Genomic DNA, 26,431 nt, shown 5'->3' with positions numbered 1-26,431 from the left:
ATGAGTCGGATAACCTCGTGTTTTCCGTTCCCTTCGCGGTCCGGCACCTCATATTCGATAACGCGGACCACGATCGCCTGATCCGGATGTGTTTCACCACCGGCACGGATCTCCTCGATGAGATCGGCGCGGTGGTAGTCCCGCAACTTCGGGCGGAACACGATCGACAGATAGGACCCATCCGGCAACGGCGTCACGACCGGAAGTTTCAGTGTGGACTGGGTCCGCCACAACAAGTCGGCGCCAGTCGCCACAGCCTCGCGCCACAACGGAAACCCGTAGAAGTTGCGATCCGCCATGACCAGCATGTCCGGCTCGAAGGAGTCGAGCAACTCCTCGAACAGAGCCTGCTCGCTGACGCGACAGCCATCGACCCCGGCAGCAACGATGGCGTGTGATCCGCACTCACCAAGACCGACCACACGCACCTGCGGAAACGCGCTGGCGGCCGCCGCATCATGATGTGAGCGGCCGAACGACTCGACATTGTCGTCGGTTTTCGGGACATCGAGCACGAACCCGTCAACAGCCATCAAACGTCGGGACCGCAACCACGCCCCCTTCGTGCCATAACCGGCTATCGGGACCGCGACACGGTCAAACAACTCCCGCATCGGTTCCGACCCCAGCCGCTGCCGGGCCTGGGCAATCGCCGAGGTCGATGGAACCTGCCACGAATCAGACCACGAACCCATGCTCCGCAGCGACCCAACAAGCTTCCGCATCACTTCTTCGTAGTCGTCATCGAAGAACAAACACATCGCTTGACAAAAACGAACCACGACATGAGCCGGCAACAAACGAGAACGCTGCTCACGCTTTCCCGTGTCGACCAACACTTCCTCAATAAGATCCCGCGGTGTCACATCCGCCAACACACCCAACGAAATCTTGTCAGTCAACCGGACCGCGCCACCAGAGCTAGAACCAGACACCCCAGAATGATACTAACCAGACCACCCATACCAGTCAATTTAACGCGGCGTGTTCAACATTCCATGGAACCAACAAAGCTTAACTTAGTGGTATTGCCATTCTGGTGGCCGGTCGCATCCGGGGAATGAGCAGCCTTTGTCTCTGGCGATGAGCGCCGCCCGAATCGTTGCGGTGACGAGCCGTTGTTCGCGTCCGACGTCGAGTGGTTGGCCTTCGCTGTTCAGCACGATGGGTGTGATGCCTGCGTCGCAGGCGATCTGCCGAATGGTTTGGGGTGTGATCATCGCACCGAAGTCACCATGGCCGAGGCCGATCTGGTCGCGGAGTTGTTCGTAAGAAATTGTGATGGCGAGGTGCGGCCGGCGTCCGCCGTCTTGCGGCAGGGTGTCGGAGTTGAGGATGCGGTGCGCCAACTCGACCAGCGCGTCGGCCCACCGCCGTGTAGCGGATCGGTTGTCGTCTTTTCCGGCGGGTTTCGCCAGCGGTGACAGGGCGGCTTTGAGGACTTCGGCGCACTCGGGTGAGAGCCGTCCGCGTAGGAGGATGGTGCCGTCGATGTCTTCGATCATGGAGAATTCCATGCGCTTGCGGGCGGCTTGTTCTTCCAGGACAACTTGTTCGGGTTGCAGGTGCGCTCGGGTGCGGAGGGCGATCTTGCCGAGTGTCACGGGTTCGAACCGTGTGGCTTCGTCCACGAGAAGTTGCTCGACTTCGGCGTGATGCTCGGCTGGCAGCTTGTCGAGGGTGGTGCGCACAACGTGCACGTGATCTCGGCTGATCACCCCCTCGGCGAGTGCCTTCGCCGCGACGGGGAGCTGCGGCTCGATGGGTTGGCCAGTCAGCGTGGTGGAGCCGAACAACGCGTTCGCATCCGCGACGCGTCGTCGTGCGTCGGCGGGTGAGATCCGTACGGTGTCCCGCAGGAGCGACGCTGTGGAGTAGGCACCCATTTCTTTGGCGATGCCTTGGTCTTCGATTTCTTTGGTGATTTCGAGTTGCTTGAACTGAAGCTTCCGTATCTCGATTTCGAGAGCGGAAAGCTCGTCGATTAGTTGTTGTCCCCTCATACCTCGATTCTACCGAAAGGGCGCACCACTATGGGGTGAATCAATAGGAGCAAGGTGGCGGCGCGGTACGGGCAAAAGGCAGGCGGAGCCTGCCCGTAGCGCCTGCGGTTAGGGCCGATCGAGGCTCACAAGTCCAGGGCGAGGCCCCCTGGGCCGAGTCGGCGAAGCCGACGCCGTAGGCGCCCTTGACTTGTGAGTATCGGCCCGCACAATTCCGCGCCGCCACACCCCAAGTGTCACCCCCGAGCCGACGCACAGCGCGGGACACACCGACGCACAGCGCGGAACTCGCGAACAACTAGAACGTCGTGGACAACCCGCCATCCACAGCGATCGTCTGACCAGTAACGAACGACGCCGAGTCACCCGCCAGAAAAACCACAACCCCGGCGATCTCCTCCGGCCGCCCCCACCGCCCCAACGCCGTCCGAGTCCGCAACCACTCAGACCAGTGTGGGTCCGATACCAGATGCGCGTTCACCCCAGTAGCGAACGTCCCAGGCGCCACCGAGTTCACCGTCGTCCCCGTCGCCCCCAAATCCGCCGCCAAAGCCCGAGTCATCCCATCCACCGCCGCCTTCACGGTCGCGTACCCCACATCCCCAGCCCGCCCCAGTCCACCAATCACCGACGACATATTGATGATCCGCCCAACCCGCCCCCGCCGCGCCAAATCCAATGCCACCGCCCGACTCAACGAATACGCCGACACCAAATGCGCGTCCACCAACCGCAACAAATCCGACACCCCAAGCTCAGAAAGACCGCGCCGATCCCGATGCCCAACGTTGTTCACCAGCACGTCAACCCCGGAAGCCGCCGCCGAAGCCGCCGCCAAATCCGTGACGTCGAACGCAGCCGAATCCACATCCAGCCCGAAACCCCGCAACCGCTCGGCGGATTCCTTCACCGTCACCGGATCCCGCCCATTGATCACCACCCGCGCGCCCGCCCCCGCCAACCCGCGCGCGATCTCAAATCCCAGCCCCCGCACCGACCCGGTCACCAGCGCCGTGCGCCCGTCAAGCGAAAACACGCACCCCACCTCCACTGAAACACTCGTTTCAGTTACCCTACCCCCACCATGACCGATTCGCCGAGAAAAATCGAGCTGCTCGACGCGAGCTACACCTACGTCCTCGAACACGGCCTGTCCGCCCTGTCCCTGCGCCCGCTCGCCAAAGCCACCGGCACCAGCCCCCGCGTCCTGCTGTACCTGTTCGGAGACAAGGATTCCCTCGTCCGCGAACTACTCGCCCGCGCCCGCCGCGACCAGCTCGCCGCCCTGTCGACCACCCTCGACCAAGGCGCGCACGACACGTTCGACGCACTGGTCGACCGGCTCTGGACGTTCCTGTCCGCACCCGAACAGCGCTCCATGGTGCGCCTGACCTACGAGGCGTTCCTGCACTCGCTGCGCCACGACCCCGGACCGTGGCAGGGATACGCCGCCGAGTCCCTGCGCGACTGGCTCGATCTGCTCGTCCGCGCCCAGCCGGACACCCCGCGCGCAACGGCCGAGGTCAGGGCCACGCGGGCGCTCGCGCTCGTGCGTGGCTTGCTGCTCGACCTGCTCGCGTGCGACGAACCCGAGCGCGTCTCGGAGGCCGCCGTGTCGGGTGGGTGAGCCCGGCATCTACTCTCTTTCCTCGTGCGCGTTCTCGTAATCGGGTCCGGTGCCCGTGAGCATGCCCTCGTGTTGGCGTTGGCCAACGACCCCGCGGTCACAGCTTTGGCCTGCGCGCCGGGCAACGCCGGAACGGCCGCGGTCGCCGAGTCCTACGGCGTGACGGCCAACGATTCCGCCGCGGTCACCCAGCTCGCCACCGAGTGGCGCGCGGACCTCGTGGTGATCGGGCCGGAGGCGCCGCTGGTCGCCGGAGTCGCCGACGCGGTGCGCGCGGCCGGCATCGACTGCTTCGGTCCGTCCGCCGGCGCGGCGAGGATCGAGGGCTCCAAGGCGTTCGCCAAGGACGTGATGGCCGCCGCCGGCGTCCCGACGGCGCACAGCGAGGTCGTGGACAACCCGGCGCGGCTGGACGCGGCACTGTCCCGGTTCGGCCCCACCTACGTGGTCAAGGACGACGGGCTCGCGGCCGGCAAGGGCGTCGCCGTCACACCGGATCTCGCCGCCGCCAGGGCGCACGCGATGACCCTGCTCGACGGTGGCCACCCGGTGCTGCTCGAGTCCTATTTGGACGGTCCGGAGGCGTCGCTGTTCTGCGTGGTCTCCTCCACCGGGAACGGCAACACGGTCGTGCCGCTGTTGCCGGCACAGGACTTCAAACGCGTTGGCGACAAGGACGCCGGCCCGAACACCGGCGGCATGGGCGCCTACGCCCCGCTGCCGTGGGTGCCACCGTCCCTTGTGGACGATGTGGTCGCGCACATCGTCAAGCCGGTGGTGGACGAGCTGGCCAACCGCGGCACGCCGTTCTCCGGCCTGCTCTACGCCGGGCTCGCGCTCACCGCGGACGGCCCGCAGGTGATCGAGTTCAACTGCCGGTTCGGCGATCCGGAGACGCAGTCGGTGCTCGCGCTGCTGCGCACCCCGCTCGGCGGGCTGCTGCGCGCGGCCGCCACCGGCACGCTCGCCGACCACCCGCCGCTGGAGTGGGCCGACGGCGCCGCGGTCACCGTGGTGATCGCCGCCGAGGGGTACCCGGGCCGGCCGAGGACCGGGGACGTGATCACCGGCAGCGAGGCGGAAGGCGTGCTGCACGCCGGTACCCGCCGCCGCGACGACGGTGCCGTGGTCTCCGCCGGCGGCCGGGTGCTGTCCGCCGTCGGGCTTGGCGATGACCTGGACGACGCGCGCCGCAGGGCCTACGAGATCGCCGAGTCGGTGCACCTGGCCGGCTCGCACCACCGCACCGACATCGCCCAGCGCGCGGCGACCGGCGAGATCGGGATACCCGTTCGCGGCTGATTCCCCGAACGCCGTCACACGCTGACCGCGTTCATTTACAGTTGGTCGGGAACCGGCGGGGGACAACACGCGTCGCATGCGTGGCGCTGTCGTTCGAAGGGGTATCCGCGTGACCGTAGCCAGGTGGAACGTCGAGGGGATCGAGGCCGTCGGGGTCGCCGTCGCCGGCAAGAAGGGCAAGGCGTCGCAGGTCGCCGACCCGCTCCGGGGCGTGCAGGGCGACAAGAGCCTGTTCGGCGATCTGGATTCCGCGCAGGCGATGGCGACCGCCGTGGGCGATTTCGCCAACAAGTCGGTCGGGCAGTGCAACAAGGCCTCGACATTGCTCGACGAGGTCGCCAAGGCGCTCGACGCCGTCGTGCAGACCGTGACCAACAACGAGGACAAGAGCGCCCAACAGTTCGGCGTGCAGCGCTGATCACCGTCGATCAGCCGTAAGGGGAGGACACAGTGGCCGCACGCGACGAGGTCGCCGCGATGCCGGGGACGGTCGCCAAGAAGCTCGCGACCGACGCGGACAAGGTCTACAAGGCCAAGCCGGGCGAGATCGAGACACTGGCCGGCAAGTTCGACACCGCGTCGACCGGGGTCGAGGAGTGGCGCTCCGAGGTCAACAAGGCCGTGACGAATCTCGACGGCCGCTGGGAGGGCAGCTCTGCCGACGCGTTCGTCACCTACATGGGGCAGATCGACAAGGGTGGCAGCTCGCTGAAGGAGGCCTACACCAACGCGGCGAAGGACCTCCGGGCCGCCGGCAAGGGCATCAGCGACGCGAAGGGCGCCATGGAGGGCCACTTCGAGAAGCTGCTGCGGGAGTACCGCGAGGCGACCAAGGGCCTCAAGGGGGAAGACGACAAGCTGATCGCCAAGGCCGACTCGCTCGCCACCGGGTACCAGAGCCTGATCAACGAGCAGATCACCAACGCCAACACCGCGCTGAACACCGCCAAGGACGCGCTGGCCAAGCGCCCGGGTGAGATCAAGCCGTCGCTGCTCGACGTCAAGTCGCCAGGCGAACAGCCGTTCACGCCAGGCCCCGGCAAGCCGGTGCAGTGGACGGCCACGCCGGAGCCGCCGCCCGGTCAGAACGGCCAGACCGACCCGTCCAGCAACCAGCCGCCGCCGGGCAGCAACAACAGCTCGAACTCGGGTTCGCCGAACTCTTCCAGCGGCGGCTCCAACTCCGACAGCGGCTCGTCCGGCGGATCCGGTGGCAGCGGCGGCGGTGGCGGCCTCGGCCCGAGTGGCGGCCCGCCCGCCGGCCCGCCGCCCGGCAACGTCGACCAGTGGATCCGCGAGGCGATCAAGATCCTGCAGGAGAACGGGATCCCGGTCACCGAGGAGAACATCCAGCAGATCTGGACGATCATCCAGCACGAGTCCGGCGGCGACCCGAACGCGATCAACGACTGGGACTCCAACGCGGCAAAGGGCACCCCGTCCAAGGGCCTGATGCAGTGCATCGACCCGACGTTCGACGCGCACTCGGTGCCCGGCCACAAGGACATCTGGAATCCGGTGGACAACATCGTCGCCGGTGTGAAGTACACCTTCGACCGGTACGGCAGCCTGGACGAGCACCCGGGCCTGGCCTCCATCTCCGGCGGCGGCGGGTACAAGCCTTACTGAGGACGGTGTCTGATATCTCGGGCAAGGCCGCCGCCCGTTCGGCTCCGCCGAAAGGCCTGTGGTCGGCTTGCGTGGCTGCCGTTCGGTGCAGGAAATGCCGCGGTTCTCAGACGCGCACTCAGACATGTTCTGAGGACCACAAGAGACCGGCCCGATCCGCGAGGATCGGGCCGGCCGGCGTGGTGGCTGGGCGCGGTCAGCCGAGAGTCACGCCATAGTTGGACAGCGCCGCGGCGGCCGGCTGGAAATAGGAGTTGCCGCCGTTGTCCATGCCGGACGTGATGCCGATGGCGCTGCTGCCGTCGAACAGGCAGCCGCCCGAGTCACCGCTGTTGACCTGCGCGTTGGTCTTGGTCAGGTCCCTGACCGAGCCCTCCGGGTAGTTCACGGTGACGCCGACCTCGGTGACCTCGCCGCAGGTCAGGTTGGTCGTGCTGCCGCTCTTGCAGACCTCCTGGCCGACGGTGCCGTCCTTGGCGTCGCTGATCTCCTGGGTGCCCTGGCCGTACAGGTGCACGGCACTCGGCGCGTCGCCGCTGGTCACGCGGATCAGGCCCATGTCGGCACCCGGGAACTGGGCGTCCTCGGACGGCCCGATGTCCCAGTTCGCCACGGCCTTGGTGCAGTGTCCAGCGGTCACGTTGTACCGCGCGCCGCCCCTGTCGCCGCTGAACCCGGCCGAGCAGCGCACACCGTCGCCGCGGATGGCCTCGCCGCCGAGGATCGTCAGGCTCATCGCGCCGGGCACGTTCTGCACCCGCACCGCGTCACCGAGTTGGCCGGCGGTGGCGAGCAGGGACGAGACGGCGGTCTTGTCGGCCGCGTCCGCGATGGTCAGCACGACCTGGTTGGTCTTGTTGTCGATACCGATCGCGGTGTGCGTCACCGAGCGGTCCAGCACCGCGTGCGCGCTCGTGAGCTGGGTGGCCGAGCGGGTGACGAGCTTGGCCACCGCGCCGGTCTTGCGCACGGAGTCCGCCGCGGTCTGGTCGAGCACGTTCACCACGGGCGTGCCGTGCTCGTCGAGGTAGGTACCGGCCGCACGGTCGCCGAGCTGCTTGGCGAGGTCGGTCAGGCTCCGGATGTCCTGTGGCTGGCTGCGCAGCAGCTCCTTGGCCGCGTCGACGCTGAGCCTTCGGGCGGAGGTCACCGCGTCGATCGCGGACTTCTGAACCGCCGGCGCGAAGCCCGGCAGCTCCTGCGCGGCGGCCGTCGGCGAGGACAGCGCGCCCAGTGTGAGACCACAGGCGGCGATCGCGACCGCACCGAGCACGCCGCCTCTTCTGACGGTTGCCTTGGTGTTCATCTCTCAACTCACCTTCACCGGTAGGGGACGATGGGTCGAGGGTGCTTTCTGTCTGGTTGGGCAGACACCGACGTTCGTCGGGACGCGTCACCTACTTTTGCGGACCCGGCGGCTACCTAGTGAAACCCTTACCGCTGAGCCGGCAGGCCGACACCGATACAGTCCGCCTGGAACCCGGTGCGCGGGTTGATCGTTGAAGGGCCAGAGTTTCGCTAGCCGGGGAGGTTCGATGCTCATCAAGATCATTGGGGCGCTGGTCGTGGTCTGGCTGGCGTTCATGCTCATCGGCTGGGTGGTGAAGGCGATCGGCACACTGGTGATCATCGGCGTGGTGGTCACCGCCGGTGTGGTCGCCTACGGCGCGATCAAGGGCAAGAGCAACAAGCAAATCCGCTCCTAGCCTCCGTTCGGGTGAGACCGGTTCGTCCGAACCGGTGGAAGATCGCGGCTTGACGCGTCACGATTGCGCCCATGTCCCAGGGACTACTGGCAGATCGCCTCCGCGACGACCCCGACGAGCCGCGCCTGTCCGCGTGGGAACGGCGCACGGACTGGCCGCTGACCGGCCTCGCCATCGCGTTCCTGTTCGCCTACGGGTGGCAGGTGCTCGACACGGCCAAGTCACAGGGCGTGCACCAGTTCCTCGAGCTGGTGATGTGGGCCGTCTGGGCGCTGTTCTCGGTCGACTACCTGATCAGGTTCTACCTGTCCCGCCGCAAGGGCCGGTTCCTCTGGACGCACCTGTTCGATTTGCTGATCGTGCTGCTGCCGTGGGTGCGCCAGCTTCGGGTGCTGCGCCTGGTGACCGTGGTCCGGGTGCTCAACCGGCGAGTGGCGACGTCCGTGCGCGGGCAGGTCGGGGTGTACGTGGCCGGCGTGACGCTGCTGGTCGGCCTGTGCGCGTCGCTGGCCGTACTGGACGCCGAGCGGCACAACCCGGACGCGAGCATCACCAGCTTCGGGGAGGCGATGTGGTGGACCATCACCACGATCTCCACGGTCGGTTACGGCGACCGGTACCCGACGACGGCCGAGGGGCGAATGGTCGCCGCGGGTCTGATGATCGGCGGGATCGCGTTGCTCGGTGTGGTCACCGGTGTGATCGCGTCCTGGTTCGTGGAGAAGATCCAGGGGGTCGAGCAGTCCATCGAGCACATCACGCGCGAAGAGGTGCGGGCGTTGCGCGGGGACCTGGCGGCGCTGCGCGATCAGCTAGCCACCGATCGCGGCCCCCAGACGACGAATCACGTCGGCCTCTCCGGCGGTGGGCGCGTACTCGGTGATGGCCCCGCCGACCACGTCGTCCGGCCCGGAGATCAGCTCGGCGAGCAGAAGTGACGACGCGCCGCCCGGCACCGGATAGCCGACCGACGAGAACTCCCCCGGATCGAGTACGTCCAGGTCGACGTGCACGTACACCGGCCGGCGACACAGTCACGCCCGCCTCGAACTTGACAACCGCACAACCCCGCTTCGCGTACTTTAGCCCGCTAAAGTCTCCGAGCGGCTGTAAAAGTGCAGGTCAGAGAGGTTGCGTGGGTCGCGGAGAACATGAGGGTGTTCCGCGTACGGGGTGCGCGCGATGGTGGGTCACCCTGACGCGCCGGTTGCTCAGGTGCGCCATCGATCCCTGCCACTGGGGTACGGACAGCACTGTCGTCACGTCGCCACCGTGGCTCCGATCCGCTCGAGCACCGTGCGAATGTCCACTGTGGACACGTCGCGGTGGGTCACGAACCGGATGCCGGTGCCGGACGGGCTGGCCAGCACTCCGGCGCGGGCAAGCGATTCCAGTGTGGCGGCCGCGTCCGGAACCTCGGCGCGCACGATGTTGGTCTCCGGCGGTGTCACCCGCCAGCCACGCTCGACGAGCCCGTCGGCCAGGAGCCGGGCGTTCTCGTGATCGACTGCCAGGTCCGGGATTCGTTGTAGCGCAACGATTCCGGCTGCGGCGAGCACGCCACCCTGGCGCACCCCGCCGCCGAGCATCTTGCGCAGCCGGCGCGCCCGCGTGACGAACTCCGTGGTACCGGCGACCACCGAGCCGACCGGCGCGCCGAGCCCCTTGCTGAGGCACACCTGTGCGGTGTCCACGCCGACGGTGAGCGCCGCCGGTGGCACGTCGAGCCGCACCGACGCGTTCCACAGCCGCGCGCCGTCCAGGTGCACCCGCAGCCCGGCGGCGCGTGCCGCGGCGACGAGCCGGGCGTGCCGGTCCGGCGCGGTGACCGTGCCGCCGGACGCGTTGTGGGTGTTCTCCAGACACAGCAGCGTGGTGCGCAGGTCGAAGTACGGCCGGGTGCCGCCGGCCGCCGCGCGCACGGCGTCCTCGGTGATCGGCGTCGGCAGCGGGTGCGGCATGCCGCCGGCGAGCCACGCGGGCGCGCCGAGCTCGTCGCTGAGCACGTGCGCGCCGGCCGGCGCGAGGAACTCGTCGCCGCGCTCCAGGTGCGCGCACAGCGCGATCACGTTGCCCATGGAGGCGGTCGGCACCCACAGGGCGGCGTCGAGGCCGAGCAGATCGGCGACCCGCTCCTCGAGCCGGCGCATGGTCGGGTCGTGGTCGAGTACGTCGTCGGCGACCTCCGCGGCGGCCATGGCCGCTCGCATGACGTCATCCGGTCGGGTGATCGTGTCGGAGCGGAGGTCCACGGGAGGTGAGGTGGTCACGATCCGATCACATCACAGTGGGTAGTGGTGCGCACGTGAGGGCGCACCTTCGTGTGTCCCCGGCGGGGGCCAAGGCCACCTTCGCCCCGCTCGAAGCGTCTATCGGGTGATGGCGTAGAAACTCGGCAGCGGTTCGTGCAACCGTGGCGGCCAGTCGTTCCGTCTTGCCAACGAAGAGAGAGTCCGCGTGGATCAGCGCCACGAACAGGAGTTCGCGGAATACTTCGCCGCACGCCGGGACGCGGTGCGGCGAACCGCCTTCCTGATGTGTGGCGACTGGCACCGGGCGGACGATCTCGCACAGACCGCGTTCATCGCACTGCACCGCAGATGGCGAAAGATCCGGGACAAGGGAGCCCTGGACGCTTACGTACGCAGGACCGTGGTGCGGTCGATGATCGACGAGTCCCGCCGTCCCTGGCGGCGGGAGCGGTACGTCGAGCAGATGCCGGAGTCGGCGCACAGTGACGGCTCCGGTGGTGATCGGGTCGCCGACTCGGTCGCCACCAGGTCCACCCTGGTGGAGGCGCTGCGCGAGGTGCCGCCACGGCAGCGGGCCGTGCTCGTGCTGCGGTTCCTGGAGGGCTTGGACGTCACGGCCACCGCCGAGGCGCTCAAGTGCTCGGAGGGGACCGTGAAGAGCCAGACCGCGCGCGGGCTCGCGGCGCTGCGGGATGTGCTCGGCGATGCGCTGGACGACCTGAGGTCGCCGTCGTGATCGTGGTACTGGTTGAGAAGAAGAGGAGGTGGCCGTGATGGACGAGCAGAAGATCTCTGATGTGTTCCGGGATGCAGTGCGTGACGTGCCACCCGCCTCATTCACCCAGTCGGATGTGGCCGCCGCATCACACCGCGCGACTATTCGGCGCAGGAACGGTATCGTGGCGGCGTCGGCATTCGGGGTCGCGCTACTTGCCGGTGGTGTGGTGGTAGGCACTACCGTCTGGGGTGACGGCTCGAACGGCAGTGGTGACAGTGCCGCTGTCGCCGCGGCACCGAGCGTTACGACGAGTAACAAGTTCTCGCCGCGTGGCGAGAACAGTGGCAAACCCCCGGGGCAGACCCGGGCGGTTCCCGAAGGACTCCCGCAGTCGTCGCCTAAGCAGGGAGGCGACGGAAGCGGGACCGCCGGCCCCTCGGCCGGCAGCACCCTTAGCGGGTGCGACCAGGCGGCGGACGGTGAGCTTGCTGCAGCCCTCGCGGGCGAGCTCCCGTCCGTCGCCGGTTCCCAGCCTCTCCGCGCGGACATCTCCTGTCCGCTCGGCTCCCGGTCCGTGGCGCTGGCCGTCGGCGACGACGGCACCGGCGCGCGCGGCACGGTCTCCGTCGTGGTCACCCGCCCCGGCACCGCGCTCGGCGCGCCGCCGTGGGAGGGCGCGCTCAGCCCCGGCTCGACGACCGCCCAGGCCAGGACACACTCTGGTGGCAACGTGTTCATCGCCAGCGAGCCGATGAAGGGCACCAACCGCGCGCCGTTCGCCGGCCAGGTGACGGCCGTCGCACAGCGTCTCGGCGCGAAGCTCTGAGCCACCTGTCACCATTTCTCGCATGACCACGGCGAGCACTCCCAAGGGCGAACGACGCCGCAAGGCACTCGTGGACGCCGCCGCAGAGCTGCTCGTGGAGGGCGGGTTCGACGCGATCAGGCATCGCGCGATCGCCGAGCGCGCCGGCCTGCCGCTCGCCTCGACCACCTACTACTTCGACTCGCTCGACGATCTGATCACCGCCGCCGCCGAGGCACAGGGCCGCGCCGAACTGGCCGACGGGCGGCGCAAGCTCGAGGAGCTGGCCACCCGGCAGCGCGGCGTGGACACCCTCGTCGACCTCGTGCTGGACCAGTTGCTCGGCGAGGACAGCGATGCCGAGGCCGTGCTGCTGCGCTACGAGCGGCTCGTCGCCACCGGCCGCAGGCCCTATCTCCGTCCGCTGATGCGCACGTTGGGCGCCGAACTGCGCGGGCTGCTGCGCGACGTCTTCGAACGCTCCGGCATGCCGATGGACGCCACGCGCCTCGAGCAGATCATCGCGCTCGTGGACGGCGCCGTGGTGAACGCGTTGATCGAGGTGAACCCCGATCCCCGCGCGGCGGCCGCCCGCATGTTGCGCGACGCGCTGGTGGACTGACGCAACCGTTCCGGTCCGCTCGTCGTGTGTAGACGGCGACGAGCGGAAGGAGGGCCACGTGGATTCCGCTGACGAAGAGTCCTACAAGGCGTTCGCGTCGACCAACGCGCTGAGCCTGCGTCGCTGTGCGTACTTGTTCTGCGGCGACTGGCATCTCGCGGAGGACCTGATGCAGGCGGCCTTGATCAAGATTTACCGGGCTTGGCCGAAGATGAAGCACCGGCACGCGGTGGGCGCCTACGCCCGCACGGTGCTGCTGCGTACCTGGATGGACGAACGGCGCCGGCCGTGGCGGCGTTCGGAGACCCAGCACGCGGACGTGCCGGACATCGAGCAGGTGGGTGCCGACCCGGCCGACGCGGCAGGGCGTGCGTGGACACGCGACACCGTGCACCGGGCGCTGCTCATCCTGCCGGCGAGGCAGCGGGCGGCACTGGTGCTGCGGTACTTCGAGGAGCTGTCGGTCGCCGAGACGGCCGAGGTGATGCGCTGCTCGGAGGGCAACGTCAAGAGCCAGACCGCACGCGGGCTGGCGTCGCTGCGCAAGGCCGTCGGTGCGATCGCGCCACGTTCCGGTCCGAACAGTTTGGGAACGGTGACATTGTGAACGAGTTCGACGTGAAGGAAGGCTTGCGGCACGCCGTGCTGACCGAGCCGCCGCTGGCGTTCGACGCGGACCGGCTGGTGACCACCGCGCGCAAGCAGACCGCGCGCCGGCGCGCCATGATCGGCGCGACACTGACCACCGTGGCGATCGCGGCCAGCGCGGTGGCCGTCACGAGCGCGATGCCAAGCGGCGCAACGGATTCCGTCGCGCCCGCCAAGCCGCGACCGAAGGAGCCGGTGCCGATCATCGGTACGAAGCCGGTGCGGCAGCAGAACGGGTGGCCACCGGCCGGCACCATGCCGCGCGGCTACAACGAGGCGGACCTCTACACGATCGCGGAGCGGCTGCGCCCCGTGCTCAAGCGCGCGTTCGAGCGGGCCGGCGCCACCAACGTGGAGGTGTCGCCGCTGTCCAAGGAGACCTACGACTCCGGCAAGGACGTGCAGCACATGCTGCAGGGCTTCGTCGGCCTCACCAAGGACGACCACCGATACGAGGTGCGCAAAGCCGCGTCCGACCAGAACGCCGGGCCACAATTCATTCTCGGCTCGCCCGGCGTCGAGGGGCCCAGCGGTCCGTGTGTGAAGGGTGGCCTTGGCTGCAAGCGGATCGAGCGGCCGGACGGTGTCGTGACCGTGGACACCATCACCGAGAGCGGCCCGGCCATGTCACACGTCGTCCACTACCGCAACGACGGCGTGGTCGTGCAATTGTCGCTCTACGCTGGTGCGGAAGCTCCGATGCCGCTGACCGAGGAGCAGGTCGTGGCCATCGTGACCAGCCCGGAGCTGACCATGTGACGGTGGTGCAACCGCCAGGGACGCGGCGTCGTGGGCAGTCTGTGGAAGGGAGAAAACCATGGGCAGTGCCGACGACGCCGCGTTTCGCGATTTCGCCAGCTCGCAGGCGATCCCGTTGCGCCGCAACGCTTTCCTGCTCTGCGGCGACTGGCACCTGGCCGACGACCTGATGCAGCGCACGCTGATCAAGGTCTACCGGTCGTGGTCCAGGATCGACGAGCGGGAGCACCTCGGCAGCTACGCGCGCACCGTGCTGTTGCGCACCTGGCTGGACGAGAGGCGAAGACCGTGGCGGCGACGCGAGCGGTCCGAGCGCGACGTGCCGGACACGGCCGACCCCGGGCCCGACCCGGACGCGCTGGCCGGTCGCCGTGCCGAGCACCAGCGGGTGTACCGGGCGCTTCGGGAGGTGCCGCCGCGTCAGCGCGCCGTGTTGGTGCTGCGCTACCTCGAGGAGCTGTCGGTCGCCGAGACTGCCGAGGCGATGCGCTGCTCCGAGGGAACCGTCAAGAGTCAGACCGCGCGCGGGCTCGCCGCCATGCGCCAGCACCTCGCTGGCGACGACGTGATGTGGCCCGCCGAACCCGAAGGGATGAGCAGATGATCGAGCAACGGATGAGGAACGCGTTCGATGCCGTCGGAGACTACGAGCCGGCACTGCCGTTCGACGCGGATCGCCTGATCACCAAGGCACACAAGGAAACCACGCGCCGGCGCGCGTTGGTGGGCGCAGGTGTCGGCGTGGTGGCGATCGCCGCTGGCGCGGTCATGGTCACCGGTTCCGGCACGCCGGCCGGTGGCGGCTCGATCGACGTCGGCAGTTCGTCGCCGACGCCGCCAGGCCTCCGCCCGATCGGCGGCGGTGACGGGCCGCGCCGCGAGCCGATCAAGGACTGGCCACCGGCCGGTGTTCGACCCAAGCATTACACCGCCGAGCAGTTGCGTGCGATCAGTGAGCGGACCAGGGCGTACTTCGGGACCAGGCTGGGCACGATCGTGCCGGGTGCCACCCAGGTGTCGGCCACTTCGTTCGGCACCAACCGGGTGCCCTACGGCCAGGTGATCGACGGCCAGCGGCACCTGATCGGGTTCGTCGATCTCACGGTGGACGGCCGGCGGTACGAGCACGGCCTGCAGGTCCTGCTCAACGGACCGGGTGATCCGGCGCAGGGTCTCGACTGCGGCATGGACCGGTCGACGTGCACGCGGATCGCCCGGCCGGACGGCAGCTTCGTGACCGTCGAGCGCGAGGGCGGGATGATGTTCGTGACGCACTACCGCAACGACGGCGTCCAGGTGCGCGTGTGCGGGTACGTCAAGCAGCACGGAACCCCACCGCTCACCGAAGGGCAGGCGATCGCCGTCGCGACCGATCCCATGCTCACCATGTGACCGTCGTGCAACCCTTTTCGCGCGGGCACCGTAGGTATCGGCAGTGCGAAGGCGGTGCCGATGCGGCAGGCCGACGAGGACCGGTTCAGGGAGTTCGCCGCGGAGCAGGCGCGGCCGCTACGGCGTGCCGCGTACCTGCTCTGCGGTGACTGGCATCTGGCCGACGATCTCACCCAGACCGCGCTGGTCAAGCTGTACGGCGCGTGGCACAAGGTGGCGTGCGCCGCAGGAAACCGTGGCGCCGCAAGGAAAGTCGAACGACGCGGTGCCGGAGCCGTTGGACACCGGAGCCGATCCGGCCGAGATGCACCTGCACGGCGACCTGCGTGCCGAGTTGTTCACCGCGTTGCGGTACCGGAACGACTTCCACAGCTCAGCCTGCCGCAGGTGTGGGTCAATCCCGCGACCACCTCGGAGACGGTTCGCTGGAACACGTTCGTGGTACGAATTGTCGGCTATGACTCGGTCGGCAAGGCGCTGGTCGAAATGAGCACCACCACAGTCGATCCGGCGATCGACAACCCGGATACGGCATGCGCCTCGAACAGAGTCGGCGAGAACGTCACGTGCGTCCGGATGACACCCCGGCCGGACGGTTCGACGGTCGTCATCCTGGAGATCGACTACCGGCCGGAGCACACGATCAGGTACCTCACGAGGTTCGCGGTGCACTACCGCACCGACGGCACGATGGTGTCGGTGTGGACCGACCGCCTGAGGAGCACCGACGGCGTGCCGGACCGGCCGACGTTCGCCCTCACCGACGACCAACTCATCGCCCTCGCGACCGACCCGCAGGTACACCCCTGAAGAGGTCACGCGGACTGGGCAAATGCCTGCATCCGCGCAACCTCTAAGCTGGGCAAACGTGACCGGTTCTGAGAAGCCCTCCATTCCGAACGTGCTCGCCGGGCGGTACGCGTCCGCCGATCTGGTGACCGTGTGGTCGCCAGAGCACAAGGTGATCGCCGAGCGGCGGCTGTGGCTGGCCGTGCTGCGTGCGCAGACCGAGCTGGGCGTGCCCGTCGGTGACGCCGACGCGGTGCTCGCCGACTACGAGCGCGTGGTGGAAACCGTTGACCTGCAAGGGATCGCGGCGCGCGAGCGGGTAACCCGGCACGACGTGAAGGCGCGCATCGAGGAGTTCAACGCGCTGGCCGGCCACGAGCACGTGCACAAGGGCATGACCTCCCGCGACCTCACCGAGAACGTCGAGCAGCTCCAGGTGCGTGGCTCGCTGGAGCTGATCCGCGAGCGCGTGGTGGCCGTGCTGGCGCGCCTGGCGAACCTCGCCGCGCAGCACGCCGACCTGGTGATCACCGGGCGCTCGCACAACGTCGCCGCGCAGGCCACCACGCTCGGCAAGCGGTTCGCCACGGCCGCCGACGAGCTGCTGGTCGCGTTCCGGCGGCTGGACGAGCTGATCGAGCGGTACCCGCTGCGCGGGATCAAGGGGCCGGTCGGCACCGGGCAGGACATGCTGGACCTGCTCGGCGGCGATCCGTCCACTTCGGACTCGCTGGAGCGGAAGGTGGCCGGCCACCTCGGGTTCTCCACCGTGCTGACCAGCGTCGGCCAGGTGTACCCGCGGTCGCTGGACTTCGACGTGGTGTCCGCACTGGTGCAGATCGCCGCCGCGCCGTCCAGCCTGGCCAAGACGATCAGGCTGATGGCCGGCCACGAGCTGGTGACCGAGGGTTTCAAGCCCGGCCAGGTCGGCTCCAGCGCGATGCCGCACAAGATGAACACGCGCTCCTGCGAGCGGGTGAACGGGCTCGCGGTGATCCTGCGCGGATACGCCTCGATGACCGGCGAGCTGGCCGGCGACCAGTGGAACGAGGGCGACGTGTCCTGCTCGGTGGTGCGCCGGGTCGCCCTGCCGGACGCGTTCTTCGCGCTGGACGGCCTGCTGGAGACGCTGCTGACCGTGCTGGACGAGTTCGGCGCGTACCCGGCGGTCGTGGCTCGCGAACTGGACCGGTACCTGCCGTTCCTGGCCACCACGAAGATCCTGATGGCCGCCGTGCGCGCCGGCGTCGGGCGGGAGACGGCGCACGAGGTGATCAAGGAGCACGCGGTCGCGGTCGCGCTGGCCATGCGTGAGCAGGGCATCGAGCGCAACGACCTGTTCGACCGGCTCGCCGCCGACGACCGGCTGCCACTGGGCAAGTCCACTTTGGACGGTCTGCTGGCCGATCGGTTGACCTTCACCGGGGTAGCCGGCGCGCAGGTCGCGGCCGTGGTCAAGCGGGTCGAGGACATCGCCGCCCGGTTTCCCGACGCCGCCAAGTACACACCCGCCCCCATCCTCTGAGCCACCGAAGCTTGACAAACCGCGCCGCTACCCCATGCGTACTTTAGCCCGCTAAAGTCCCACGGGCCGGACAAAGGCGCAGGTCAGAGGGGTGCGGCGGGACGTCGAAAACGTGAAGGTGGTGCACGAAAGGCACTGTGCGCCGGCGAGGTCACTCTCACGGGCTAGGCGATCTCCAGTGTGCGCAGGCGATCAGGGTCGGCGCACACGTCGATGTGCGCGATCTTGTCGCCGGCGATCGTGAACAGCAGCGCGATCACCGGCGTGCCCTGCGGCTCGACCACGATCCCCGGCGCGCCGTCCACCATCGCGGTCCGCGCGGCGCTGGCGCGCGTCATGAAGGTGAGCGCCTGCCGCGCGACCGCCTCGGCGCCACGAATCACCAGCGAGTCGGCCCGCACCACGGCGTCTGGGGCGAGCACCGCGAGCAGCGCTTCGAACTCGCCGTCCCTCGTGGCTGCCAGGAATGCCTCGACGAGTGCCCGCCGGCGACCCGAATCGGTGAGGGGGATCTCGGCGGCCTCCCGCACCCGCCGGCGCGCCCGGCTGGCCAGCATCTTCGCCGCGTTCGGCGAACGGTCCACGATCGTGGCGATCTGCTCGAACGGCACCCCGAACGTGTCGTGCAGCACGAACGCCAGGCGCTCGGCCGGGGTGAGCGTGTCCAGCACGATGAGCAGCGCGATGCCCACCGAGTCGGCCAGCACGGCCTCCCGCTCCGGGTCGGCGCGGTCCTCGGGGTCGTGCTCGCCGAGCGGCTCCTCGCGCCGGGATCGCTTGGTGCGCAACATGTCCAGGCACACGCGGCCGATCACCGTGGTGAGCCACGCGCCCAGACTGCGCACGTCGGCGGCCCCGGCGCGGCTCAGCCGCAGCCACGCCTCCTGCACGGCGTCCTCGGCCTCGGCGGTCGACCCGAGCATCCGGTAGGCCACCGCGCGCAGGTGCCCTCGGTGCTCCTCGAACCGCCGGGCCAACCACTGGTCGTCCATGGTTACCTTCCCGCCCTCGAATCCGTCATAGCAATGACGAACCACAACCGGCAGACGTAACGAGGAGCAGTCATGGCACCCATCGTGACCACGATCGAGATCGCCCGCTCGCCGCGCGAGGTGTTCGCCTTCGTCGCCGATCCGACGCTGTTCGCGGAGTGGCAGGACGACGTGGTGAGCGTGCGCATGGAGGACGGCGCATCGCCGGGCGTCGGTGCGCGGTTCGCCACCACGCGGCGCATGGGCGGGGCGGAGCGCACCACCGTCCAGGAGATCACCTCGTTCGAGGAGCCGACGACCTGGAGGGCTCGCGGCGTCGACGGGCCGATCAGGCCGGATGCCGCCATCACCGTCGAGCCGGTGAACGGCGGCGCGGGCTCGCGGATCACCTTCTCGCTGGACTTCCAGGGCACCGGGCCCGGCGTCGCGCTGGTGCCGCTGGTTCGCCGGCAGGCCAGGAAGTCGGCGCCGGTCAGCTACGAGCACCTGCGGCGGCTGCTCGAGGGTGGTGCCTGAGATCCGTCAAGCCGTCTCACGATTCGGGAGAATCGTCGGCGATTAGCGAGCATGCCCATGTTTTCGTAGCCTCGATCGCGTACACGCCGAACGACTGTGGTCCAGTCCAGTCCAGTCGTGGCGTGCTCATCGAGAGGTTTCGGAACATGAACAGGTCATTGCGTCGTACGTTCGCGCTCGCGCTGGCGGGTGCCGCCACCGCCATGCTCGCCGCGTGCGGCAGCGGTGACGCGGCCGGCGGCTCCGGCGACGTGCTCAAGGTCGGCACGCTGACCGACGCGCCCCCGGTGGTCTACCTCAAGGACGGGCGGTTCACCGGGTTCGACAACGAGCTGCTGCGCGCCGTGGCCGACCGGCAGGGCATCAAGCTGGAGTTCGTCGGCGTCGAGTTCTCCACGCTGCTGTCCAAGGTGGCCAACAACCAGGTGGACATCGGCAGCTCGCAGATCTCGGCCACCGACAAGCGCCGGCAGACCGTTGACTTCACCAACGGCTACGAGATCAGCTACACCTCGATCGTGGGCAAGGCGGACACCTCGATCTCCGGCATCGAGGGGCTGGCCGGCAAGCGGGTCGGCGTGGTCCAGGCGACCGTGCAGGACGAGTACGCCAGCGGCAAGATCCCCGGCGCGAACGTCGTCCGCTTCCCCGACTACAACTCCGCGTTCGCCCAGTTGCGCAACGGAAACCTGGACGTGTGGATCGTGCCGCTGGACATCGCGGACAAGTACATCAAGAACACGCTGGACTTCCCGCAGAAGGTGGTCGTCCAGCGTGCCGACCGGGAGTCGCCCGCCGCGTGGGCGGTGCGCAAGGGCAACGGCGCGCTGCGGGACAAGCTGAACACCGGGCTGGTGTCGGTGATCGAGGACGGCACGTACGCCAAGCTGCACCAACAGCACCTGCCGGGTAGTCCGCTGGACGACTCGTTCAAACCGAAGACGGCGAAGTGAACGGCGTCGGCGACACGTTCTTCGACTGGCAGCACATTCGGGACGTCCTGCCCGAGCTGATCGGCACCGGGCTCGCCAACACGCTGATCCTGGCCGTCTCCTCGGCCCTGATCGGCACCGTGCTCGGGCTCGGGCTGGCGATGATGGGCCTGTCCCGGCGGCGGTGGCTGCGCTGGCCGGCCCGGGTGTACACGGACATCTTCCGCGGCCTGCCCGCGATCGTGACGATCCTGCTGATCGGGCAGGGCCTGGTGATCGTGGCGCGGCCGGTGGTCGGCACCGATCCGTACCCGCTCGGGATCCTGGCGCTGAGCCTGATCGCGTCCGCCTACATCGGCGAGATCTTCCGCTCGGGCATCCAGAGCGTGGAGGCCGGCCAGTTCGAGGCGGGCCGTGCGCTCGGCATGAGCCACCTGGCCACGATGCGCAAAGTCGTTGTGCCACAAGGGATCCGGCGAGTGCTGCCGGCGCTGGTGAACCAGTTCATCACGCTGGTGAAGGAATCCAGCCTGGTGTACTTCCTCGGCCTGCTGGTCGACCAGCGCGACCTGTTCCGCATCGGCCAGGACGCGGCGGCCAACTCCGGCAACCTGTCGCCGCTGGTCGCCGCCGGCCTGGTGTACCTGCTGATCACCGTGCCGCTGACCCATCTGGTGAACCACATCGATCGCCGGTTGCGCACCGGCCGCGAGGTTCGAGGAGGTGACGATGATCTTGGAGACGACTTCGACGAGCCAACCGTCGACCGGCGAGCCGACTCACCCGTCCGTGTCGCAGGGTCTTGAACTGCGTGAGCTGAGGCTGTCCTACGGCACTACGGAGGTGCTCCGCGGCGCCGACCTGTCCGTCCCGAGTGGACAGACGGCGTGCGTGATCGGCCCGTCCGGTTCCGGCAAGTCGACGCTGCTGCGGTGCGTGAACCGGTTGGCCGAGCCCGAATCCGGCGAGGTGCTGCTGGACGGCGAGAGCATCCTGCACGCGAACCCCGACCGGGTGCGGCAGCGGATCGGCATGGTGTTCCAGCACTTCAACCTGTTCGGCCACCGCACGGTCCTGGACAACATCACGATGCCGCTGCGCACCGTGCGCGGATTGTCGAAGGTGGACGCTCACCACACCGCACTCGCTCGATTGGGTGAAGTCGGCCTCGCCCACAAGGCGCAGTACCGGCCCTCGGCGCTGTCCGGCGGCCAGCGGCAGCGGGTGGCGATCGCCCGCGCGCTGGCCATGGAGCCCGAGGTGATGCTGTTCGACGAGGCGACCAGCGCGCTGGACCCCGAGCTGGTCAAGGGCGTGCTCGAACTGATCGCCGAGCTGGCCGAAGGCGGCATGACGATGATCGTGGTGACCCACGAGATGGGCTTCGCGCGGCGGGTCGCCGACCAGGTCGCGTTCATGGATCGCGGGCGCGTGCTGGAGGTCGGCACCCCCGAGCAGATCTTCGACTCGCCGGAAACCCTTCGCCTGCAACGGTTTCTGGATCAAGTGCGCTGATCGGGTAACTTGGCGGCATGGCTGAGGTGGTCGAGCTGACCTACTACCCGATCAAGGGCTGCACCGGTGTGCCGGTCGAGCGCGCGACGGTCACCGAGACCGGCCTGCGGCACGACCGGTCGTTCATGCTCGTGGACGGCGACGGCGCGTTCGTCAGTCAGCGGGGCGTGCCGGCGATGGCGGCGATCCGGGTCGCGGTGCACGACGGCGGCGCGCGGCTGGCGCTGTCCGCGCTCGGCGCCGACGACGCGTCGCTGGACGTGCTGACCGACGGTCCGCGGCGGGACGTGAGCATCTTCAACAAGTGGTTCGGGTCCGGGGTCGACCAGGGTGACGTGATCGCCAAGTGGTTCTCCTCGGTGCTCGACGCGCCCTACCGGCTGGTGCGCGTGCCGCCCGAGCATGACCGGGACGGCTGGGGCGTGCACCCCGGCAAGGTGGGTTTCGCCGACGCGCACGCTGTCCTCACCACCTCGGTGTCGTCCTTGGACGGGTTGAACGCGCGGATGGCCGAGACGGGTGGGAAACCGTTGCCGATGAACAGGTTCCGGCCGAACATCGTGGTCTCCGGCTGGGCCGAGCCGCACCTGGAGGACCGGGTGCGCGGCTTCTCGGCCGGCACCGTCCACTTGGGACACAGCACCCGCGCGGCCAGGTGCGCGGTGCCGACCGTGGATCAGGCGACCGGCCTCAAGGACGGCCCAGAGCCGACCAGGACGCTGGCCGGCTACCGGCGTGACCCCGACTTGAAGAACAAGGTCACCTTCGGCGTGAAGATGGCCGTGCTGCGCGGCGGCGAGATCGCCGTGGGTGACGAGATCACCGTGCACGACTGGCTGGACTAGTTTGGTGGTCTTCAAGACCGGCAAACCCGGGGCCGGCGCGTCTCCAATGACGGCAAACCCGTGGCGCCTAGCTGATCGTGATCTTCTTCGGGTCACCGAGGAGCTTGGTGGCCGAGCCGCCGTTGACCGCGATCGCCACGTGGCCGGCCGAGTCGGTGATCACCACCGGATCGCCGTCCGGCACGTCGGCGAACGTGTCGCCGAGGTAGGCGATCTTCTCGATGGTGCCGGCCCGGATGGCCAGCCGGTCGCCGTCGTGGAAGCCGGCCTTGGTGAGATCGGCCGGGCGCGCGGCGAGCTGGACGTTGCCGAACCGGTCGGTCGCCACCACCTCGCTCACCAGTTTGCCTTGGGCCACAACGACTTCCAGGCTGGGTAGCCGTTTCAGCGCGCGGATGTCGAGCGCCTGTCCGAGCTTGGACGGCGCGACGCCGGTGGCCAGGTGTGCGGCGGCCGGCGCGAAGATGTCGCGGCCGTGGAAGGTCGAGGACACGGTCGCCAGCCGGTACTCCGGGGTGGACAGCTCGTAGGCCTCGCGCACGCCGCCCAGGGTCTCGGCGGCGGGGAGCAGCACGCCGTTGTCCGGGCCGACCAGCAGCCCGTCGTCCACCACGACGGCGATCGCCCGGCGGGCGGTGCCGACGCCGGGATCGACGACCGCGAGGTGCACCGCCGGCGGGAGGTAGGCGACCGTCTGCGCGAGCGTGGTGGCGGCCTTGCGGACGTCGCCGGGCGTGACGGTGTGGGTGACGTCGAGGACCCGCACGTGCGGCGCGATCTTCGCCATCACGCCGTGGCAGGCCGCCACGAACCCGTCGTCCAGGCCATAGTCCGTGGTGAAGCTGATGCAGTCGAACCACACGCGCTCAGTGTGCCGCCCCGCCACCAGCGCGGCGCGCCACCCCCGTGGTTATCCACAACCGCCGTTTCATCCACAAGTCGATCTTCACCACCCCACCGCGCCCGCTGCCTCGGTACGCTGGACTCGGGGCCGCCCCCGGGATCGGGTGGGGGTTGGGGTGCGGGCGTGGCGAGATCGCCGTCAGGACGTAGGCTCGCCAGACGTGGTGACTCTCGCTGACTATCCCAAGATCGCGGCCGGCAAGGTGCGCGAGCTGTACGCCGTGGACGACGAGCATCTGCTGCTCGTCGCGTCGGACCGGATCTCCGCGTTCGATCATGTGCTCACCACGCCGATCCCGGACAAGGGCCGCGTGCTCACCGCGATGAGCGTGTTCTGGTTCGAGTGGCTCGCGCGCACCGCCGGGGTCGATCACCACATGGTCGCCGCGGACGACGGCCGCATCCCCGCCGACGTGCGCGGCCGGGCCCTGCTCGTGCGGCGGCTGACCATGCTGCAGGTCGAGGCCGTCGCGCGCGGATACCTTGCCGGATCGGCGTTCTCCGACTACCAGCGCGCCGGTTCGGTGTGCGGTGTGCCGCTGCCGGACGGGCTCACCCAGTCGGCGCGGCTGCCGGAGCCGATCTTCACCCCGGCCAGCAAGGCGCCGATCGGCGAGCACGACGAGAACATCGATTTCGCCGCCGTGCAAGGGAAACTGGGCGAACGGGACGCCGAACGGGTGCGCGAGGCGACGCTGCGGATCTACTCCACGGCCGCCGAGCACGCCGAGCGTCGCGGCATGATCCTGGCCGACACCAAGTTCGAGTTCGGGCTGGACGCGGAGCACAACCTCGTGCTCGGCGACGAAGTGCTCACACCCGACTCGTCGCGCTACTGGCCGGCCGACGGGTACGCACCGGGCAAGCCGCAGCCGGCGTTCGACAAGCAGTACGTGCGCGACTGGCTCACCTCCCCGGCCTCAGGGTGGGACCGTGCGTCGGATACGCCACCCCCACCACTTCCGGATGACGTCATTCGGGCGACCCGCGACCGGTACGTGCAGGCCTACGAGCTGATCACCGGCCTGTCCATGGACGACTGGATCCGCTGAACCCGTTGTCACACAAGAGAAAAGGCCGCCTCTCGCCGAGGCAGGGTTCTCGGCGAGAGGCGGCCACTCACCCGCGCTCCCCAGGGGCGCGGCCCAGGCCCGGACCTCCTCAGAAGGAGAGGTTCCAGGCGTCCACGTACCCGGTGTCCGCGCGGTACACGTCCTGTACTCGCAGCTTCCACGTGCCGGCCGCGGTCTCGGCACTCGCGTTCACCGTGTACGTGGTGATCACGTTGTCCACCGAGTCGCCGCTGCTGGCGTTCTTCAACCGATAGGCCGTCCCGTCCGGCGCGACCAGGTCGATCACCAGGTCACCTCGGTAGGTGTGCTTGATGTCCACACCCACCTTGAGCGTCGCCGGGGCACTGCCGGTGATCCCGGTGACGCCCAGCGACGAGGTCACCGTCGCGCCGGCGTCCGGGATGTTCACGTTGTCCGTGCTCTCGAAGAACTTCGACGGCGGCGGGGTCGTCCCGCTCACCGCCTCCAGCGCGTCGGCCTGGCCCTCGCCGTAGAACGAGTTGCGGGCCGCCGTGCCGGTGCACCGGCTGTCGCCGCTCGGGCAGGCGAGGTCGTTCGCCTGGACCGCGAGCTTCTCCGCCAGCTGTGCCGGCGTCGCGTCCGGGTTGGTCGACGCCAGCAGCGCCGCGACTCCCGCCACGTGCGGGGACGCCATCGACGTGCCGTTCTTGTTCCCGTACCCGCCACCCGGCACGGTCGAGTACACGCCGGTGTCCTGGGCCGAGTCGCCGCCAGGCGCGGCGATGTCGATCTTGTCCGCGCCGAAGTTCGAGTACCCGGACTTGCGGTCCTGGTCACCCACGGCCGCCACGGTCACCACGCCCGGCAGTTCGGCCGGCACGTCGACGCAGTCGTTGGTGATCTGTCGGCTCACCGGCGTCGAGTCGTTCGGGCTCGTCGTGTCGGTGGTCTTGTTCGCCAGGTCGTAGTTCTCGTTGCCGGCGGCCGCCACGTGCAGCACGCCTTTGCCCTCGGCGTACGCGGTGGCGCGCTTGACGCCCTCGACGATCGCGGCCTGGTCCGGGTCGCTCGGGCAGTTGAACAGCCACGGATCCGTGTAGTAGCTGTTGTTGGTCACCTTGAAACCCTTGTCGCCCGCGAAGACGAACGCGCACACCGTGTTCTCCGCGAAGAACAGGCCGCTCGGGTTCTCGGCGACGCGCACCGACGCGATCTTCACGCCCGTCGCGACACCGACCATGCCCTTGTTGTTCTTGGTCGCCGCGATCGTGCCGGCCACGTGCGTGCCGTGCGTGCCGGTGTCCCGCCACGAGCCCTCGCGGATGTCGAGCTTGCCGTAGGCGCACGACCCGGACTTGCTCGCGTCGAAGTTCGCCGCCAGGTCGGCGTGCTTGTCGTCCACGCCGGTGTCGAGCACGCCGACCGTGACCGACGCCGAGCCCGGGTTGACCGCCCATGCCTTGTCCGCGCCGATCTGCGCCATGTCCCAGCGGACCGTCTCGGCCACGTTGCTCGGGTTCTGGGTCGGCGACGGCGGGATCGGCGGGTTGTTCACCTGAGACGGAAGATCCGACGTCCGGGTCGCGCCGACCTGCTGCACGCCGGCCACCTTGCGCACGTCCGCGGCGAACGTCGCCGACGCCGAGTGCGCCACGACCACGCCGATCGCGTCGTAGGAGGTGTACACCGTGCCGTTGTTGTCCGTGACGCCCTTCTTGGCCGCCGCGGTGTCGTTCGGCGCGCTGATCACCAGGTAGGAACGCAGTCCCGTGAAGTCGGCCGACGGTGGCGCGGCGGTCGCGGTGACGGCGGGGCCGGCGATGGCCAGCCCGGTGCCGACGGCGACCGCGATCGCGGCACGCCGCACTGACAGGCGTCTGGACACGTGTCCTCCGATGGTCCGAGGGGCGGGTGCGC

Annotated in this window: 29 protein-coding genes and 1 pseudogene; 21 read left to right on the top strand and 9 right to left on the bottom strand. The window is 68.9% G+C overall.

The window, feature by feature from the left end:
• From EV193_RS13255 to EV193_RS13245, 3 genes are all read right to left on the bottom strand, one after another.
• Positions 1–935, bottom strand: a 935-nt coding sequence (locus EV193_RS13255) for an IS4 family transposase (RefSeq protein ID WP_130344327.1), incomplete at its 3' end; no start/stop codon positions are given.
• Between the two features lie 84 nt (positions 936–1,019).
• On the bottom strand, positions 1,020–2,003 hold the full coding sequence (locus tag EV193_RS13250) for a DUF222 domain-containing protein (RefSeq protein WP_130344326.1): 984 nt from the start codon (positions 2,001–2,003) through the stop codon (positions 1,020–1,022).
• A gap of 298 nt (positions 2,004–2,301) precedes the next feature.
• Complete coding sequence (locus tag EV193_RS13245) at positions 2,302–3,039, bottom strand: SDR family oxidoreductase (protein WP_242613341.1); 738 nt, start codon at positions 3,037–3,039, stop codon at positions 2,302–2,304.
• Positions 3,040–3,087: 48 nt separating this feature from the next.
• On the opposite strand from EV193_RS13245, the gene EV193_RS13240 reads away from it, so the two are divergent.
• The 4 genes from EV193_RS13240 (at position 3,088) to EV193_RS13225 (ending at position 6,561) form a co-directional block, all read left to right on the top strand.
• Positions 3,088–3,630, top strand: coding sequence for a TetR/AcrR family transcriptional regulator (locus EV193_RS13240; RefSeq protein ID WP_130344325.1), 543 nt, complete (start codon positions 3,088–3,090; stop codon positions 3,628–3,630).
• Positions 3,631–3,654: 24 nt separating this feature from the next.
• A complete protein-coding gene (gene purD, locus EV193_RS13235; RefSeq protein WP_130344324.1) occupies positions 3,655–4,932 on the top strand; it encodes a phosphoribosylamine--glycine ligase in 1,278 nt (425 codons plus the stop codon).
• 109 nt (positions 4,933–5,041) lie between these two features.
• Complete coding sequence (locus tag EV193_RS13230; RefSeq protein ID WP_130344323.1) at positions 5,042–5,350, top strand: hypothetical protein; 309 nt, start codon at positions 5,042–5,044, stop codon at positions 5,348–5,350.
• Positions 5,351–5,382: 32 nt separating this feature from the next.
• On the top strand, positions 5,383–6,561 hold the full coding sequence (locus EV193_RS13225; protein ID WP_207222602.1) for a WXG100 family type VII secretion target: 1,179 nt from the start codon (positions 5,383–5,385) through the stop codon (positions 6,559–6,561).
• Positions 6,562–6,757: 196 nt separating this feature from the next.
• Here the strand turns inward: EV193_RS13225 and EV193_RS13220 are convergent, their stop codons facing one another.
• Complete coding sequence (locus EV193_RS13220) at positions 6,758–7,867, bottom strand: S1 family peptidase (RefSeq protein WP_130344322.1); 1,110 nt, start codon at positions 7,865–7,867, stop codon at positions 6,758–6,760.
• A 229-nt stretch (positions 7,868–8,096) separates the two neighbouring features.
• On the opposite strand from EV193_RS13220, the gene EV193_RS33265 reads away from it, so the two are divergent.
• A complete protein-coding gene (locus EV193_RS33265; RefSeq protein ID WP_165401335.1) occupies positions 8,097–8,267 on the top strand; it encodes a hypothetical protein in 171 nt (56 codons plus the stop codon).
• 71 nt (positions 8,268–8,338) lie between these two features.
• The gene (locus EV193_RS13215) at positions 8,339–9,205 is read left to right on the top strand and encodes a potassium channel family protein (RefSeq protein WP_130344321.1); all 867 of its coding nucleotides are present in this window, start codon (positions 8,339–8,341) and stop codon (positions 9,203–9,205) included.
• Here the strand turns inward: EV193_RS13215 and EV193_RS34740 are convergent.
• Positions 9,152–9,280 (bottom strand): annotated as a pseudogene (locus tag EV193_RS34740) (arginase family protein); the annotation flags it as partial. The gene EV193_RS13215 and the pseudogene EV193_RS34740 overlap by 54 nt on opposite strands.
• A 246-nt stretch (positions 9,281–9,526) precedes the next feature.
• Positions 9,527–10,537 carry a threonine aldolase family protein gene (locus EV193_RS13205; protein WP_165401334.1) on the bottom strand — a complete coding sequence of 337 codons (1,011 nt, stop codon included), beginning with the start codon at positions 10,535–10,537 and terminating at the stop codon, positions 9,527–9,529.
• A 187-nt stretch (positions 10,538–10,724) separates the two neighbouring features.
• Here EV193_RS13205 and EV193_RS13200 point away from each other — a divergent pair, with 187 nt between their 5' ends.
• The 9 genes from EV193_RS13200 to purB all read left to right on the top strand — a co-directional run bounded on the left by EV193_RS13200 (position 10,725) and on the right by purB (position 17,777).
• Complete coding sequence (locus tag EV193_RS13200; RefSeq protein WP_130344319.1) at positions 10,725–11,255, top strand: SigE family RNA polymerase sigma factor; 531 nt, start codon at positions 10,725–10,727, stop codon at positions 11,253–11,255.
• A 556-nt stretch (positions 11,256–11,811) separates the two neighbouring features.
• Positions 11,812–12,063 (top strand): hypothetical protein, encoded by a 252-nt coding sequence (locus EV193_RS13195; RefSeq protein ID WP_130344318.1) that lies wholly within the window; start codon positions 11,812–11,814, stop codon positions 12,061–12,063.
• A 22-nt stretch (positions 12,064–12,085) separates the two neighbouring features.
• Entirely contained in the window at positions 12,086–12,664 is a 579-nt protein-coding gene (locus EV193_RS13190; RefSeq protein ID WP_130344317.1) for a TetR/AcrR family transcriptional regulator, read from the top strand.
• A 58-nt stretch (positions 12,665–12,722) separates the two neighbouring features.
• Positions 12,723–13,271: an RNA polymerase sigma factor gene (locus tag EV193_RS13185; RefSeq protein WP_130344316.1), complete on the top strand. Its 549-nt coding sequence runs from the start codon at positions 12,723–12,725 to the stop codon at positions 13,269–13,271.
• Positions 13,268–14,071 (top strand): hypothetical protein, encoded by an 804-nt coding sequence (locus EV193_RS13180; RefSeq protein WP_130344315.1) that lies wholly within the window; start codon positions 13,268–13,270, stop codon positions 14,069–14,071. The genes EV193_RS13185 and EV193_RS13180 overlap by 4 nt, the downstream gene beginning before the upstream one ends.
• A 58-nt stretch (positions 14,072–14,129) precedes the next feature.
• A complete protein-coding gene (locus tag EV193_RS13175) occupies positions 14,130–14,675 on the top strand; it encodes an RNA polymerase sigma factor (protein WP_130344314.1) in 546 nt (181 codons plus the stop codon).
• Positions 14,672–15,463, top strand: coding sequence for a hypothetical protein (locus tag EV193_RS13170; protein ID WP_130344313.1), 792 nt, complete (start codon positions 14,672–14,674; stop codon positions 15,461–15,463). The genes EV193_RS13175 and EV193_RS13170 overlap by 4 nt, the downstream gene beginning before the upstream one ends.
• A 60-nt stretch (positions 15,464–15,523) precedes the next feature.
• A complete protein-coding gene (locus EV193_RS34735; protein WP_130344312.1) occupies positions 15,524–16,273 on the top strand; it encodes a sigma factor in 750 nt (249 codons plus the stop codon).
• A gap of 58 nt (positions 16,274–16,331) precedes the next feature.
• Positions 16,332–17,777 carry an adenylosuccinate lyase gene (gene purB / locus EV193_RS13160; protein WP_242613340.1) on the top strand — a complete coding sequence of 482 codons (1,446 nt, stop codon included), beginning with the start codon at positions 16,332–16,334 and terminating at the stop codon, positions 17,775–17,777.
• Positions 17,778–17,941: 164 nt separating this feature from the next.
• On the opposite strand, the gene EV193_RS13155 is transcribed toward purB, so the two are convergent.
• Positions 17,942–18,769 (bottom strand): sigma-70 family RNA polymerase sigma factor, encoded by an 828-nt coding sequence (locus tag EV193_RS13155; RefSeq protein WP_130344310.1) that lies wholly within the window; start codon positions 18,767–18,769, stop codon positions 17,942–17,944.
• Positions 18,770–18,841: 72 nt separating this feature from the next.
• Here EV193_RS13155 and EV193_RS13150 point away from each other — a divergent pair, with 72 nt between their 5' ends.
• The 5 genes from EV193_RS13150 to EV193_RS13130 all read left to right on the top strand — a co-directional run bounded on the left by EV193_RS13150 (position 18,842) and on the right by EV193_RS13130 (position 22,577).
• Positions 18,842–19,285, top strand: a complete 444-nt coding sequence (locus EV193_RS13150; RefSeq protein ID WP_130344309.1) for an SRPBCC family protein — start codon at positions 18,842–18,844, stop codon at positions 19,283–19,285.
• 146 nt (positions 19,286–19,431) lie between these two features.
• The gene (locus EV193_RS13145; RefSeq protein WP_130344308.1) at positions 19,432–20,238 is read left to right on the top strand and encodes an ABC transporter substrate-binding protein; all 807 of its coding nucleotides are present in this window, start codon (positions 19,432–19,434) and stop codon (positions 20,236–20,238) included.
• The gene (locus EV193_RS13140; RefSeq protein WP_130344307.1) at positions 20,235–21,023 is read left to right on the top strand and encodes an amino acid ABC transporter permease; all 789 of its coding nucleotides are present in this window, start codon (positions 20,235–20,237) and stop codon (positions 21,021–21,023) included. Before EV193_RS13145 ends, EV193_RS13140 begins: the two co-directional genes overlap by 4 nt.
• Complete coding sequence (locus tag EV193_RS13135) at positions 21,007–21,732, top strand: amino acid ABC transporter ATP-binding protein (protein WP_278044175.1); 726 nt, start codon at positions 21,007–21,009, stop codon at positions 21,730–21,732. Before EV193_RS13140 ends, EV193_RS13135 begins: the two co-directional genes overlap by 17 nt.
• A gap of 17 nt (positions 21,733–21,749) precedes the next feature.
• Complete coding sequence (locus EV193_RS13130; RefSeq protein ID WP_130344305.1) at positions 21,750–22,577, top strand: MOSC domain-containing protein; 828 nt, start codon at positions 21,750–21,752, stop codon at positions 22,575–22,577.
• A 67-nt stretch (positions 22,578–22,644) separates the two neighbouring features.
• Here the strand turns inward: EV193_RS13130 and EV193_RS13125 are convergent, their stop codons facing one another.
• Positions 22,645–23,439, bottom strand: coding sequence for an SAM hydrolase/SAM-dependent halogenase family protein (locus EV193_RS13125; protein ID WP_130344304.1), 795 nt, complete (start codon positions 23,437–23,439; stop codon positions 22,645–22,647).
• 202 nt (positions 23,440–23,641) lie between these two features.
• Between EV193_RS13125 and EV193_RS13120 the strand changes: the two genes are divergently transcribed.
• Positions 23,642–24,532: a phosphoribosylaminoimidazolesuccinocarboxamide synthase gene (locus tag EV193_RS13120; protein WP_130344303.1), complete on the top strand. Its 891-nt coding sequence runs from the start codon at positions 23,642–23,644 to the stop codon at positions 24,530–24,532.
• A 109-nt stretch (positions 24,533–24,641) separates the two neighbouring features.
• On the opposite strand, the gene EV193_RS13115 is transcribed toward EV193_RS13120, so the two are convergent.
• Positions 24,642–26,399 (bottom strand): S8 family peptidase, encoded by a 1,758-nt coding sequence (locus tag EV193_RS13115; protein WP_242613339.1) that lies wholly within the window; start codon positions 26,397–26,399, stop codon positions 24,642–24,644.
• Between the last annotated feature and the right edge of the window lie 32 nt (positions 26,400–26,431).

This window comes from Herbihabitans rhizosphaerae (assembly GCF_004216555.1).
GTDB lineage: Bacteria > Actinomycetota > Actinomycetes > Mycobacteriales > Pseudonocardiaceae > Herbihabitans > Herbihabitans rhizosphaerae.
Note: the sequence above shows the minus strand (reverse complement) of the source record. Positions and strands in the feature narration are given on the sequence as shown.